The sequence below is a fragment of the Streptomyces sp. 35G-GA-8 genome (assembly GCF_023534745.1).
Taxonomy (GTDB): Bacteria; Actinomycetota; Actinomycetes; order Streptomycetales; family Streptomycetaceae; genus Streptomyces.
This window is the reverse complement of the sequence record NZ_JAMHJQ010000019.1, coordinates 114104-128446: the sequence shown is the minus strand read 5'-3', so window position 1 is coordinate 128446 and position 14343 is coordinate 114104. Positions and strand designations below refer to the sequence as shown.

8 protein-coding genes are annotated in these 14343 nt (G+C 70.1%); 2 read left to right on the top strand and 6 right to left on the bottom strand.

What is annotated here, in order from left to right; all coding sequences use genetic code 11:
- Positions 1-42: 42 nt before the first annotated feature.
- On the top strand, positions 43-1077 hold the full coding sequence (locus tag M1203_RS33575) for a LacI family DNA-binding transcriptional regulator (RefSeq protein WP_249953631.1): 1035 nt from the start codon (positions 43-45) through the stop codon (positions 1075-1077).
- A 119-nt stretch (positions 1078-1196) separates the two neighbouring features.
- On the opposite strand, the gene M1203_RS33570 is transcribed toward M1203_RS33575, so the two are convergent.
- From M1203_RS33570 to M1203_RS33550, 5 genes are all read right to left on the bottom strand, one after another.
- Positions 1197-3191 carry a beta-galactosidase gene (locus tag M1203_RS33570; protein ID WP_249953630.1) on the bottom strand — a complete coding sequence of 665 codons (1995 nt, stop codon included), beginning with the start codon at positions 3189-3191 and terminating at the stop codon, positions 1197-1199.
- Entirely contained in the window at positions 3191-5398 is a 2208-nt protein-coding gene (locus M1203_RS33565) for a sialidase family protein (RefSeq protein WP_249953629.1), read from the bottom strand. Before M1203_RS33565 ends, M1203_RS33570 begins: the two co-directional genes overlap by 1 nt.
- Before the next feature lie 79 nt (positions 5399-5477).
- Entirely contained in the window at positions 5478-6452 is a 975-nt protein-coding gene (locus M1203_RS33560; protein WP_249953628.1) for a carbohydrate ABC transporter permease, read from the bottom strand.
- On the bottom strand, positions 6449-7486 hold the full coding sequence (locus tag M1203_RS33555) for an ABC transporter permease subunit (protein WP_249953627.1): 1038 nt from the start codon (positions 7484-7486) through the stop codon (positions 6449-6451). Before M1203_RS33555 ends, M1203_RS33560 begins: the two co-directional genes overlap by 4 nt.
- Before the next feature lie 29 nt (positions 7487-7515).
- Positions 7516-9189, bottom strand: coding sequence for an extracellular solute-binding protein (locus tag M1203_RS33550; RefSeq protein WP_249953626.1), 1674 nt, complete (start codon positions 9187-9189; stop codon positions 7516-7518).
- 338 nt (positions 9190-9527) lie between these two features.
- Here M1203_RS33550 and M1203_RS33545 point away from each other — a divergent pair, with 338 nt between their 5' ends.
- Positions 9528-12308, top strand: a complete 2781-nt coding sequence (locus M1203_RS33545) for a glycoside hydrolase family 3 C-terminal domain-containing protein (RefSeq protein WP_249953625.1) — start codon at positions 9528-9530, stop codon at positions 12306-12308.
- A gap of 74 nt (positions 12309-12382) precedes the next feature.
- Here the strand turns inward: M1203_RS33545 and M1203_RS33540 are convergent, their stop codons facing one another.
- Positions 12383-14083, bottom strand: coding sequence for a lysyl oxidase family protein (locus M1203_RS33540; protein WP_249953624.1), 1701 nt, complete (start codon positions 14081-14083; stop codon positions 12383-12385).
- Positions 14084-14343 lie beyond the last annotated feature (260 nt).

Sequence of the window (14343 nt, the reverse complement as noted above, 5' to 3'; positions counted from 1 at the left end):
TCGAAGCGCTTCACACCTCAACCGGCCTGCCTGGAGAGCTGAATGGTCACCCTCGCCGATGTCGCTCAGCATGCCGGAGTGTCCGCCAGCACGGTGAGCTATGTCCTCAGCGGCAAGCGGTCCATCTCGGCCTCCACCCGGGAACGGGTCGAGCGCAGCATCGAACAGCTCGGCTACCACCCCAACGCCGGTGCCCGCGCGCTGGCCAGCAGCCGGTCGAACATCATCGCGCTCATGGTGCCGCTGCGCACCGACATGTACGTACCGGTGATGATGGAGATCGCCATCGCGGTCGCCACCACGGCCCGTACCTTCGGCTACGACGTACTGCTGCTGACCGGCGAGGAGGGGCCGGCGGCGGTGCGCCGGATCGAGGGCAGCGCCCTCGCCGACGCGATGATCCTGATGGATGTGGAGCTGCACGACGACCGGCTGCCCCTGCTGCGGGAGGCGCGGCGCCCCTCGGTGCTCATCGGACTGCCCGCCGACACCACCGGACTCAGCTGTGTGGACCTCGATTTCGCCGCCGCCGGCGCGGTGTGCGCGGAGCATCTGGCCGGGCTCGGCCATCGCGAGATAGCGGTCATCGGCGAGGCCCCGGGAGTGTACGAACGCCTCACCGGCTTCGCCGAACGTACGCTGAGCGGTCTGCGCGAGCGCAGCGGGGAGCTGGGGCTGCGGTTGCTGCACCGGCCCTGCGAGGGCAGTTACGCGGCCGTTTCCGCCACCGTCGGCCGGATCTTCGACGAACGTCCCGGCACCACCGCGTTCATCGTCCAGAACGAGGCGGCCACCGACCCGCTGCTGGCCCTGCTGCGCCAGCAGCGGCGCGCGGTGCCGGAGGACATCTCGGTGGTGGCCATCTGCCCCGATCAGGTCGCCGTGCATGCCTCCGTCCCCCTGACCTCGGTCGCCGTCCCGGCGCAGGAGATGGGACGGCACGCGGTCGAACAGGTGGTCGCCAAACTCGCGGGCCGGGGCACGGACGAAGTCCTTCTGCTGCGGCCCGAGTTGACCGTGAGGGAGAGCGCGGGTCCCCGGGCCGTCCCCGGGGATCCGCCGTCCCGGCGGAGCTGATGCCGCGTCAGCCGCCCGGAACCGAGAAGCTGTTCGTGACGAAGTCGGGACCACCGTACGACAGCGGGTCGGCGATTCCTCGGTGGCCCGGTGGCCCGGTGGTTCAGTGGCTCAGTGGTTCAGCAACTCGGGGGTTCATCACGGCGTCCGCTCGCGCGGAGGATTGCCACACCGTGGCGGCCCAGCTCGACCGACCCGTCGACCGCGTGATCGCCGAGCAACTCCCGGTACGTGCCGTCGACCGCGACGGTGACGTCCTTCGTGCCGTGGTTGAACAGAAAGAGCAGCCCGCCCCGGCGTACCGCCTCCACCCTGTCGGGCACCCCCTCCAGCACGGGCCGGACGCCCGCGCCGTCCGCCACCCGGGCGAGCAGCGCACGCAGCGCCTCCGGTTCGGGGAGTGTGGAGACATACCAGGCACGGCCGTTGCGCAGGACGGCCGGCAGCCCGGCCAGCTCCCCGCTCGTGTACGAGGCGACGGTCTCGGCCGTCGACACCTCCAGCTCCTCGGACCACAGGGTGGCCCGGAAGCCGTCGCACTCCACGGTCTCGTCCGCGTCCAGCGGCCACCACTCATGGACGGTGCCGATGCCGAACAGTGCGCGCAGCCGGGCGTCCATCCCGCCCGCCCGCACCCGGTCGTCCTCGTCGGCGACGCCCGTCAGAAAGCCGGACACGAGGGTGCCGCCGTCGCGTACGTAGCGGACCAGGTTGTCGATGGCGGCGTCCGTCAGCAGATACAAGTGCGCCGCCACCACCAGCCGGTACCCGCTCAGGTCGTGATCGGGACGGGCGAAGCCGGTGCGGAGGTTCGACTCCCACAGGGCGCGGTGCCAGGCGCGCAGGACCGCCGGGTAGTCGAGACGGGACGAGAGCCGGCCGTCCTGCTGGTCCGCCCACCAGGAATCCCAGTCGTGCAGCACGGCGATCTCGTCGACGGTGTGCGTGCCCGTCAAGTCCGGCCCCAGTCGGTCCAGTTCCGCCCCGATGCGTTTGACCTCCTGGAAGGTGCGGCCCTGTTCACCGGCGTGGCCGAGCATCCCGGAGTGGAACTTCTCCGCGCCCTGCCGGGACTGGCGCCACTGGAAGTAGCAGATGGCGTCGGCGCCCCGTGCCACCGACTGCCAGGACAGCAGCCGGTTGAGGCCGGCCGGCTTGGGGTGGTTGACGCCCCGCCAGTTGACGGACCCCGCCGCCTGTTCCATCAGTACCCAGGGACCCCGCGCCTGGGAGCGGGTCAGATCGCCGAGCATCGCGTTGTACTGGCCGCCGTACGGATCCCTCGGGTCGGGGTAGATGTCGACGGACACCACATCCTCGCGCTCCGCCCACCCCCAGCCGTCCTGACCGCTCCACAACGGCATGAAGTTGCTGGTCACCGGGGTGTCCGGGGTGTGGCGCACGACGATGTCGCGTTCCGCGGTGTAACACTCCAGCAGCGCGTCCGAGGTGAAGCGGCGGAAGTCGAGGGTATGCCCGGGGTTGCGCAGATACTGGGCGCGCCGGGGCGGGATGACCTCGTCCCAGCGGTCGTAACGCTGGCTCCAGAAGGCGGTGCCCCACGACTCGTTGAGCGCGTCGAGAGTGCCGTGCCTGGCGCGCAGCCACTCACGGAAGTGGCGTGCGGTCTCGTCGCACCAGCAGTGGGTGCAGTACTCGTTGTTGATGTGCCACATGCGCAGCGCCGGATGGCCGCCGTACCGCGCCGCGAGGTCGTCGGTGAGGGCCCCGGCGTACCCGCGGTAGACGGGTGAGCTGGGGCAGAACTGCTGCCGCGAGCCCCACCACACGATCCGGCCGTCCTCGTCACGCGGCAGGGTCTCCGGATGGCGCGACCCCATCCACGGCGGCGGAGAGGCGGTCGGGGTGGCCAGGACGACCCCGATGCCGTTCTCCGCCATGAGGTCCATCAGCCGGTCGAGCCAGCCGAAGTCCCGTGCGCCCGGCCGGGGTTCCAGCTTCGCCCAGGAGAACACCCCGAGGGTGACGGAGTTGACCCGGGCCTCCCTCATCAGCCGCACGTCCTGGGCCCAGGTCTCCTCGGGCCACTGTTCCGGGTTGTAGTCGCCGCCGAAGAGCACACGGCCCCGCGTGGCGTCGTCCAGGGACGGCATCAGACGGGGTCCCCGTACTGGATGCCGCGGCCGTTGGTGCCCAGATAGACACGGCCATGGACACGGGGATCGCCGGTGATCACCTCACCGGTCCAGCCCCACTGATGGGCGTCGTCGTTGATCCGGATCCAGCCGGCCCCCGCGTCGTCGGAGCGGTACACCCCGACGAAGTTCTCCGTCGCGCCGGTCTGGAAGACGGCGGGATAGGCCGTCCCCGGGGCCGCCCTGCCGAAACCGAGGGCGTACGAGGCCCAGCAGCTGGTGACCTTGGTGAAGGAACGACCGCCGTCCGTCGACCGGAACAGTCCGTTCCATTTGGCCGACAGCCAGAGATCACCGGTCCGTCCCGGCGCCGCCGCGATCCGGAACTGCACATCCCCGGACGGCAGTCCGCCCGCGCCGCGCGCGAACGTCGCCCCCGCGTCCGTGGAGCGGTACACGGCGCCGCCGTCCGTGTCGTACACATAGAAACACCGCGGGTCGACCGGGTCGGCGACCGGCACCGCGCCCCGGGGGAAGGTGGCCACCTCGCTCCAGCCCGCGCCCCCGTCCGTGGAGCGGAAGCCGGGATGCCGCGTACCGTCCCAGTGGACGAACGACCACAGCAGCGTGGCGCCGTCCGAGCTCACCGCGATCGGCCCGGGAGCGGTCGACGCGATCGCGGGCTGTCCGGCGAACGGCCGCCAGCTCTGGCCGCCGTCCGTCGAAGAGGCGCCGTTCCCGTGGTCGCCCCAGCCGGTGCGCACCACATAGCCCGGCTTCAGGGTGGCGAGCGCCAGACCGGTCGCCGTGCCGAAGACCGGATTCGTGGCCATGCCCCGGGACGGCGAGACGGCAAGCGACTCGTGGTACATCACCCCGATGTCGCCGAGACCGCTGAGCAGAGGGGCGGCTCCGGAGGCGGGTGAGACGAGCTGTCGTACCGCGGACTCCTCCAGACCGCGGATCCAGGGCGCCCAGCGCACCAGATCGCGGGTCGCGAACAGGGTGGCGCCCGTGCCGAACACGAGGTGCTTCGAGTCGTACGGATCGATCGCGACGGTCTGGATCCACCAGCCGAACTTGGGCGTGGCACCCCAGCCGAGATACGGAGTCTCGCGGATGTCGAGCGTCGCGGTGTCCTTGAGCGAGACCCAGCTCCCGCCGCCGTCGGTGGAGCGGTAGAGGGTGTCGACCGGGCCCCAGCGGTTGTTGGTGGAGACGACGACCGTACCCGGGACCCGCGCGTCCACCGCCACGCCCCCGTATCCGAAGGCGTCGCCCCCCGATGGCCGGACGGGGGTCACATCGGTCCAGACACCGGTGGCGGTGTCGAGCCGGTGGACCGAGCCGTCGGTCTGGTTGTTGGGGCCCGGCCCGTTGGCGTAGGTGACATACAGGGAACGGGAGTTCGCGTCGAAGGCCGCGCGGATCGGCACCCGCGCCGCCGCGCCCGACGGCTGACCGGGGACGGCCTGCCATGCCACGCCGTCGCTCGTACGGTAGAGCGCGCTGCCGCCGTCGCCCCATCCCGCGTACACCAGGCGCCCGGCGGCCACCAGGAAGGTGATGCCCTGACCTGAGGCGTTCGCGGCGGCGGGGAAGGCGGCGGCGGCCCAGGTCGCGCCCCGGTCGGTCGATACGAGCAGTCCGTCATGGCGGGTGCCCAGATAGAGGGTGTCGCCGTTGCGGGGGTCGACGAGCAACCGCTCGCCCGCGCCCCGGCCGTCCTCGTTGCCGCCGAGTTTCACGGGCAGGGCGGTACGGCTCCAGGTGGCACCCCGGTCGCTCGACCGCAGCACGGCGCCATGGCCGGCCCAGGACTGCGTATAGGCGCCGAGAGCGAGATAGAGCCGGTCGGGCTGGTTCGGATCGACGGCCATGGCCTCGACGCCGAGCAGATGGTAGTCGTCCCAGCCGAGATGGTCGGTGAGCGGTGTCCAGCGCTGGGCCGCGTCGTCCCAGCGGTAGGCGCCGCCGATATCGGTACGGGCGTAGGCCAGTCCTTTGACCGCGGGGTGGAAGAGCACGCCGGTGAGGAAGCCGGTGCCACCGATGGTGACCGTGCGCCAGCGGTACGGCTGCTCCGCCGCCGCCCGGTCGGCGGCGACGGGGGAGTGCCGGGGGGCGGCCATCGCCGGGGCGCCGGTCAGCGCGAGGGCCGCCACTGTTCCTGAGGCGGTGCCGAGCACCGTACGTCTGCGGGGTCCATGCGTCGGATCGGACATGACGTCACCTTCCGTCGTGGGGGCGTGCGCGCCGGGGCGGCACCTGGTGAGGTCGTGCGCGAGCAGGCCCGGTGGCGCGTCAGCCCTTGACGGCGCCCGTGAGCATGCCCTTCCTGAAGTGCTTCTGGACAAAGGGCGAGGCGACGGCGACAGGCAGCAGCGCCAGCACCATGACGGCCATCTGCACGGCGAGCGGGGAGAGCTGACCGGTCTTGATCCGCTGTCCCAGGCCCGTCGGCGGCTCCTGTTTCTGCACCAGCTGGATCATGACGTTCTGCAGCGGCATCATGTCCTGGTCCGTCAGATAGATCGACGCGTTGAACCAGGCGCTCCAGTAGCCGACCGCGTAGAAGAGCGCGATGACCGCGATCACGGCGCGGGAGAGCGGCAGGACGATCCGCCACAGGATCCGGAGATCGCCCGCGCCGTCGATCCGCGCGCTGTCGATCAGCTCCGGGGAGATGTTCATGAAGAACGAGCGCAGGACCAGGACATTGAAGACGCTCACCGCGCCCGGCAGGATCAGCGCCAGATAGGTGTCGGTCAAACCCAGCGCCTGGACGAGGAGATAGGTCGGGATCAGACCGGCCCCGAAGAACATGGTGGCCAGCAGCGTCATCAGGATCCAGCGGTGGCCGAGTGAGTTCGTACGGGAGAGCCCGTACGCGCACAGGACGGACACCACCATGCTGAAGGCCGTGCCCACGACCGTCACTCCCAGGCTGACCAGGGCGGCGCGCTGCACCTGACCACCGCTCAGCAGCTCCTCGTACGCGATGAGGGTGAGATCCCTGGGCACGATCACCAGACCGCCGGCCGCGTCGATGGTGCGCCGCGAGGACAGGCTGGTGACGATCACGATCCAGAGCGGGAAGAGGATGGCCAGACAGGCGGCCGAGAGGGCGATGCCCTTGCCCGCGAGGCCGGCCCTGGTGGGCTTCTCCTCCCAGACCGGACGCGGCGGGGCGGACCAGAAACGGCGGCCACGCGGGGCGGCGGACGCGGAGTCGGCGGACGCGGGGTCGGTGGGGGCGGCGGTCCCGGTGGGGCTCATTTCTTGTACACCCCCTGCTCGCCCATGAGATGGGCGACCTTGTTGGCCGTGAGCACCAGCCCCAGACCGATGACGCCCTTGATCAGACCGGCGGCGGCCGCGTAGCCGAAGTCCTGATTCCGGATGCCCGTCCACCACACGAACGTGTCCAGCACCTCCGCCGCGTCGCGTCCCACCGCGTCGCGCTGGAGCAGGATCTGCTCGAAGCCGACCGTCAGCGCGTCGCCGACGCGCAGCACCAGCAGCAGGGCGATCACCGGGCGCAGGGCGGGCAGGGTGACATGCCACATCCGGCGCCGGCGGTTCGCACCGTCCATCGCCGCTGCCTCGTACAGCTCGTGGTTGACGGAGGCGAGCGCCGCGAGGAAGACGATGACGCCCCACCCGGCGTCCTTCCAGACACCCTCGGCCGTCAGCAGGAACTTGAAGAGGCCGGGGTCGGTCATCAGGTCGAAACCCTCGACGCCATGGCGCCGCAGTGTCTGGGCGATGATCCCCGCGCCGCCGAAGATCTGCTGGAAGACGGTGACGACCAGGACCCAGGAGAAGAAGTGCGGCAGATACATCACGGCCTGGGCGACCGCACGCACCCTGGGCCGTACGAGACTGTTGATCAGCAGCGCGAACAGGATGGGGACGGGGAAGAAGAGCACCAGCTGGAGAAAGAACAGCACCAGGGTGTTCTGTACGGCCGCCCAGAACGCGGAGTCTCCGAGGATCCGGGCGAACTGGTCGATACCGACCCAGGGGCTCTCCAGGATCGCGACGAAGCCGTTGTCGCCGAGGTAGGGGTCGTAGTCCTGGAAGGCCACCACATTGCCGAGGATCGGCAGATAGCTGAAGACGAGCACCAGGAGCAGTGCGGGAAGCGTCATGAGGATCAGCGCCCGGTCCCGGCGCCACCGCACCCGGGTGGCCGGTCCGGAAGCCCTTCCTCGCTTCGGCGGCCGGTTGCCGCCCTTCCGCCGCGGCGGCCGGGGCGAGCGCCGTGCGCGCCGGCGTACGTCCGGGTCCGGAAGCGTGCTCTGCGACACCCTGAACTCCCTGCGTCGTGTGGCGCCTGTCAGTTCGCGGCCGGTCCTGACTCGTCGAGCAGCTTCGCGTACCAGTCGCGCAGCTGGTCACCGCCCCCGCTCCGCCAGTCGGAGACGGCCCGCCGCATGTCCCCGATCTTCTTCCGGCCGCGGACGATGTCGTCCTCCAACTGCTCGAAGTCATCGGCGAGATTGGTCCACCGCGTGGGCTCGGTGATGGTCAGCCCGTAGAAGGAGGTCTTCTTGGTGAAGGCCCCCATGCGCTGCTGCCACTCCACCTGAGCCCTGGCGATATCGGGCCGGTCGGGGTGGGCGACATACGCGGCCGGGTCACCGGTGTAGTCGAAGGTGCCCGCGACCTCGATGGTGCCCTTGTCGTTCTTGACGGGCAGCCCCTTCTCGACGGTGTAGTGCGTGCCCTCGACGCCGTAGTCGGTGAGCATGCGCTCCTTCGTGCCGTACGGCGCGGCGGTGAAGTTGGCCATGGCCAGCACATCCCTGACCAGCCTCTCGGAGGAGCCCTTCTTGACGAAGGCCCAGATGCCGGCGGGCTGAACGGCGTAGAGCGTCGGGTCGCCGCCCGCGTGGCCGAAGAGGTCCAGGGCGCCCATCGCGAACCCGGGGGTGGCCGCCTGCTCCACGGTCTTCGCGTACCAGTGGGAGAGATCCTGGTTGTAGATCAGGACCTGACCGGCCGTGAACCGGTTGCCGGCGTCGCCCTGGACGGCCTTGGCGTCGGGGTGGACGACCCCGGCGGCGTACAGCTTGCGCGTCCACTCCAGGGCCTCCAGATACTCGGCGGTCTCGACGCGGTTGACCAGCTTGCCTTCGACCAGGTCCCACCCCAGGGCCTTGTCGTTGCCGGAGAGCACCCCGAACATATTGAAGGCGGTCCACTTCATGTCGTCGCAGGCCCACACCTTCGATCTGGCGCTGGTGATCTCCTTGGCGAGCGAAAGGAACTCGTCGGCCGTGCGGGGCGGTTCGTATCCCCGCTTCTCGAAGAGGTCCTTGCGGTAGAAGGGCGCGATGTTCACGACGTAGGAGGCGGGCATCGGGATACCGCGCAGCGCGCCGCCGAAGATCGAGCGAAGCCACGCGTCGGTCGGCACGGCCGCGAGATTCGGGAAGTCCTTGACCTTGTCGCCGGAGAGATACGGGCCGAGGTCCTCGAACTTGGCGTTGACGGCGCCGGGGATCTTGCCGGTCAGATTCCATCCGGGCACGATCACCACATCGGGGATCCCGCTGGAGGCGAGCACGGCGCCGAGCTTCTCGTCGTAGGTGTTCCCGTCCTGGTTCTGCCAGACGGTCCGCACCCCGATCGCGTCGTTCATGGCCGCGTAGTACGGGTTGTCGCCGGACGGCGGAGTGCCCCAGTACGGCGACATGATGGTGATACGGCTGCCCGCGCCGAGCTTCTGCGGCACCGAGCCCTTGAGATCCGCGGTGGCGATCGCCCGGGTGAATCCCGCGGAGGAGCCGTTCTCCGGCGGGATGTCCGGCGCCACGACGTCGCGTGCCACGAAGGCCGGAAGGATCTTCCGCGCTTCCTTCCCCGAGGTGGTGCCCTCCTTCTTGCCGCTCCGCGTGCCGCCGCAGGCGGCGAGCAGCGGTGCGCCGCCGGCCACGGCGATGGCGGCGACCGCGGTGGAGGCGAGGAGGCTTCTCCTGCTCGGCGCGGAGGAGGACTTCGGCGTCATTGCGTCAAACCCTTCGTGGTGCGCGGCAACGTACGGCGGAAGCCCACCGGTCGGCCGCGGTGTCGAAGATTTGTCGAAGCGCTTCGATGTTGCTGCGAGGTTAAATGAACCCTTCCGGAGGCACAAGAGTCGCCTCCAAGATTCCTCACCGCTCGATCTACCGCACCCAACAAGCCGAGAACGAAGGGAAGTTGTCCGGACGCGGCAGCGATGCCCGGCGTCCCGGGATGTCTTGACAGCCGACCGGCGGACTCGGAGCATCGAAGCGCTTCGAAAGCCGAGCGGGGGCCTCTTCCGGCTCTTTCGGCCCTACCGACCTTCTCCAGGGAGAACCCTCCGTGACCGAGGACCAGCCGCCCTTCCGTGACCCCGGGCTGACCCGTGCCGCGCGCGTCGAGGATCTGCTCGCGCGGCTGACACTCGATGAGAAGACCGCCCTGCTGCATCAGTTCGCCCCGGCGGTGGAACGCCTGGACGTCGCGGCGTTCCGTACCGGACAGGAGGCACTGCACGGTGTCGCCTGGATGGGGCCCGCGACCGTATTCCCGCAGGCCGTCGGGTTCGGCGCGACCTGGAACGAGGAACTGGTGCGCCGGATCGGGGAGGCCGTCTCCCAGGAGATACGGACGATGCGCGCACGGGACGACCGCGTCGGGCTCAACGTGTGGGCCCCGACGGTGAATCTGCTCCGCAACCCGCTCTGGGGACGCAACGAGGAGGGTTACGCGGAAGACCCCCGGCTGACCTCCGTCCTCGCCACCGCCTATACCCGGGGTCTGCGCGGCGATCACCCCGACTACTGGCGCACGGCCCCGGTGCTCAAGCACTGGCTCGCGCACAACAACGAGACGGACCGGGCCACCACCTCGTCCTCCATCCGCCCCCGTGTCCTGCACGAATACGATCTGCGCGCCTTCCGCGGAGCCGTCGAGGCGGGTGCGGTGGCCGGTGTCATGCCCGCGTACAACCTGGTCAACGGGCGTCCCAACCATCTCTCGCCCCTGCTGCGGGAGCACGCGCGCGGCTGGACCGACCAGCAGCTGCTGGTCTGCTCGGACGCGGGCGCGCCCAGCAATCTCGTCGACGCCGAGGCGTACTTCGACACCCACGAGGAGGCCACCGCGGCCGCGCTGCGCGCCGGCGTCGACAGCTTCACCGACCATGGCACCGACCCGTCCGTGATCACCGGACGGATCCGCGGCGCCCTGGAGCGGGGGCTGATCGGTGAAGCGGATATCGATACGGCGGTGCGACGGCAGCTGACGGTACGGTTCGCGCTCGGGGAGTTCGACCCGGAACGCGATCCGTACCGGGAGACCTCGGCCTTCGACACCCCCGGACACCGCGCGCTCGCCCAGGAGGCCGCCGAGCAGGCCGTCGTCCTGCTCAAGAACGACGGCCTGCTGCCGATCGCGCCCGGCCGCCGTATCGCGCTGGTCGGTCCGCTCGCCGACGAGTGCAAACTCGACTGGTACAGCGGCACCCTGATCCGGCGTGTCACCCCGTTCGACGGGCTCCGTGAACGCTTCGGTGCCGACCGGGTCGTCTTCGCCGACGGCGCGGACCGGATCACGCTCAGGGCCATGACGGGCGGCTGGGTCCGGGTGCCCTCGATTTCGCCGCTGACCTGTGACACCGACGCGGCCACCGAGGCCACCGAACTGGTGCTGACCGACTGGGGGCACGGTCTGATCACCCTGCGCGCGCCCGACCGCCGCTATCTCTCCGTCGCCGAGGACGGGTACGTACGGGCCTCCGCCGATCAGCCCGGCGGCTGGGTGGTCCAGGAGACGTTCCGGCTCGAAGAGCACGAGGGCGGGCACCTCCTTGTACACGCGGGGACCGGCGGGTACGTATCGGTCGCCGCCGACGGTCTGAAGGTTGCCGGCCACGGCACACTTTTCGAGATCGTCGTCCTGGAACGCGGCGAGGAGGCGGTGGCCCGCGCGGCGGCCGACGCCGATGTGGTCGTTGTCATGGCGGGCAATGACCCGCACATCAACGGCCGGGAGACCGAGGACCGCCGCACCCTCGCCCTGCCACCGCACCAGGACCGGCTGTGGCGGGCCGCACACGCCGCCAATCCGCGCACGGCGCTCGTGCTGACCTCGGGCTATCCCTACGCGGTGGCCGACGCGCAGGCCGGGCTCCCGGCGCTGCTGTGGACCGCGCACGGCGGCCAGGCGGCGGGCACCGCGCTGGCGCGGGTACTGGCGGGCGATGTCTCACCGGCGGGACGGCTGCCCCAGACGTGGTACGCGGACGACGCGGATCCGGCCGGTCTCCTCGACTACGACATCATCGGCTCGCGGCAGACCTATCTCTACTTCGACGGCACGCCGCTGTACGCCTTCGGCCATGGGCTGTCGTACTCCTCCTTCCGTTACGACGCCCTGGAGATCGGCCGGCCAGGACCTGAGCTGCGGGCACGCGTCACCGTCACCAATACCGGCTCGCGCGCCGCCGACGAGGTGGTGCAGCTGTACGTACGACAGGCCGCTCCGCGTGTCCCGCGTCCTCACCGTCAGCTGGTCGCGCACGCCCGCGTACCGCTCGGGCCGGGGGAGTCCCGAACCGTCGAACTGGCCCTCGGGAGAGACGAACTGGGCCACTACGACGTGGCGCGCGGCGCGTGGACCGTACCGGAGGGCACGTATGTGTTCGAGGCGGCGGCCTCCAGCGCGGACATCCGCCGCTCCGTCCGGCTCACCGTCCCGGGCGACACCCCCCGCGCGAGGGATCTGAGGCGGAACGGACTGGCGGCGGCCGACTACGACGAGCAGACCGGCACCGAGATCGTCGACCGGACCAAGGTGTCGGGCGACGCGGTGACCCCGCGGGACTCGGGCGGCGAGCGGAAGGCCGGCGAACTGCTCTTCCGCGACTGCGACTTCGGGGACGGCGTAGGCGGGGTCGTCCTCGACGCGGCGGGCGAGGGGGAGATCGTCCTGACCACGGCCGACGGTGGGACACGCGCGGCGATCGAGGTCCGGGCGGGCGGCGGACCGTACGACTACCGCACCACCCCACGCGCCGAATTCGCGCTCTCGGGCGTGCACGACCTGCGGGTCACCCTGCGCGGCCCACTGCGGCTCGCACGCATCGATGTCACCGGATGAGCAGGTGGAACACGTGGAAGGGGGCCCGGACGGCTCGCACCGCCCGGACCCCCCGGCCGTCGAAAACCTCTGGATCAGGGGGCGTTGATCAGATCATGCGCGGGCACGGTCACCTTGCGGGCGCCGGGCTTGCCGCTCAGCACCACCTTGCGCAGCGCGGTGTTGTTGGACAGGCTGGTCTCGTGGAGCCGGCGCTCGGGGTTGGCGAGCACCTCGATGTAGTACGTACCGTTCGGCAGGTCGGTGATGTCGAACGACTGACCGGGACGGTACTGGGTGTAGGTGTCACCGGAGCCGACGTCCAGCACCTCACGGACGGAGACGGAGCTCTGCACACCGCAGGCGGTGGACAGATCGGTGTTGTTCGGGTGCCAGTTGGCGTTCTTCACGGTGTAGTCGATGGCGTCGGTGTTGGCCAGACAGAACGCCTCCTTCCCGCTGCGCACGGCCTCCTTCTTGTCGGCCCTCAGCAGGCGGTAGCTGGCGAAGTCGGTGAAGTGCCAGTGCTCGTGGCCCTGCCGCGCGTCCCACTCCATGGTGCCGGCGGGCGCGTAGCCGACCTGCTTGCCCTTGGCGTCGTGGAAGTACTGGTAGGCGTCCATCAGGTCCTTGCCGGGACCGCGGAAACCGTCCACGACCAGCGGCGCGGGACCGGCGTTCCACACATTGGCGCTGAAGGCCAGATAGTCCTTGCCGGGGATGTCCCCGTCCTCGCCGTCGGTGATGGAGATGTCCCATGCCGGCAGCGCGCGCAGATCGGGCTTGGGTACGTCGGGCACGCTCGCGCGGCCGGTCGGACGCTTCGCGTTGGGCTTGAGCGCGGGCGCGATCCGCGAACCGTCGGTGTGCCCGGGGCCGTCGCCGAGATGGGCCGCGGCCTTGCCGGACATGAGCGCGTTCGGCAGCGCGGGCGGCGCCGGGGCGTCGGCCCCGCGGCCGTTGCTGCTCACATGCGCCGAGGCGCCGGAGTGCCCCGCCGGCGCGCCATGACCGCCATGACCACCGCCATGACCCGCGTGACCGGCGGCCCTGGCTCCCGAGGGAGCCGCTCCGACCCCGCCTCCCTCGTCCCACTTGCGCTCGCGCACCGTGACCTTGATCGACTTCGATGTGCCGGCCATGCCGAACAGGTCGCGGTACTTCTTGGCGACGGACACCTTGGCGGTGTACTCCCCGGGCGCCAGGTCGACCGGCTCGGAGTAGTAGCCCAGGTTGGTGTTGGTCGCCCAGCCGTTCTCGACGCCCCACACCGAACCCAGCGTGAACGGGTTGGTGGAGCAGCTCTCGGGATACTTCGAGGTGGACGGGGCGTCCGGACGGATCCGGCCCGAGGCGTTGTTCGGGCAGAACGTCTCGGTGGTCTTCACGACCGCCGCGCCCGCCGCGTCGGTGACGGTCACCTGGAGGAAGCCCGGCAGACCGGAGAAGTCCTTCACAAGACCCTTGGGGAGGGTCTTGGTCGTGGTCTTCTTCCCCTTGCGGATGATCTGCTTGGCGACCACGGGGTCCTTGTAGGACGCGCGTGTCACCCGGAACTCCAGGGGTCCGCCCTCGGCGGTGACATACGTACCGAGGTCCAGATAGACCCCCGGTTCGTCCTCGTAGCGGTCGATTATCACGGAGTTGGAGGCGGCGATAAGGGAGAGCTCGGGGCCTGCCGGAGTCGCCGCTCCGGCGAACGGCGCGGCTCCCGCCACGCCCGCGATCACCGCGAGCGCCGCCCCGGCGGCGATCGCCGATCGGCGCGTACGGCTGTGGTGGTGAGGTCTGGTCATCGGTTCCTCGTCTGCGAGTGCCACAACAACAGTGGTGCGCACGGATGGCGGGGGGTCCACCGGCCGGGAATATCCCGACGTTTCGTGATGAGCCCCATGCGTCATCTATGTGTCACCTGTGAGATCAGAAGGACGTCACTCCGGGTTGCCCGCGGACCCACAAGTCGCCGATGGTTGGCCGGAATTGTGCGACGAAACGCGGATCAAGCCATCAGTGCGTGATTTCTGCCCCAGGAACCCCTCGGCTGTGCTAATGAGGC

Bases quoted from the DNA above. Each gene is read 5' to 3' on its own strand.
- M1203_RS33575 (WP_249953631.1), top strand. From the start codon at position 43: ATGGTCACCCTCGCCGATGTCGCTCAGCATGCCGGAGTGTCCGCCAGC.
- M1203_RS33570 (WP_249953630.1), bottom strand. From the start codon at position 3,191: ATGCCGTCCCTGGACGACGCCACGCGGGGCCGTGTGCTCTTCGGCGGC.
- M1203_RS33565 (WP_249953629.1), bottom strand. From the start codon at position 5,398: ATGTCCGATCCGACGCATGGACCCCGCAGACGTACGGTGCTCGGCACC.
- M1203_RS33560 (WP_249953628.1), bottom strand. From the start codon at position 6,452: ATGAGCCCCACCGGGACCGCCGCCCCCACCGACCCCGCGTCCGCCGAC.
- M1203_RS33550 (WP_249953626.1), bottom strand. From the start codon at position 9,189: ATGACGCCGAAGTCCTCCTCCGCGCCGAGCAGGAGAAGCCTCCTCGCC.
- M1203_RS33540 (WP_249953624.1), bottom strand. From the start codon at position 14,083: ATGACCAGACCTCACCACCACAGCCGTACGCGCCGATCGGCGATCGCC.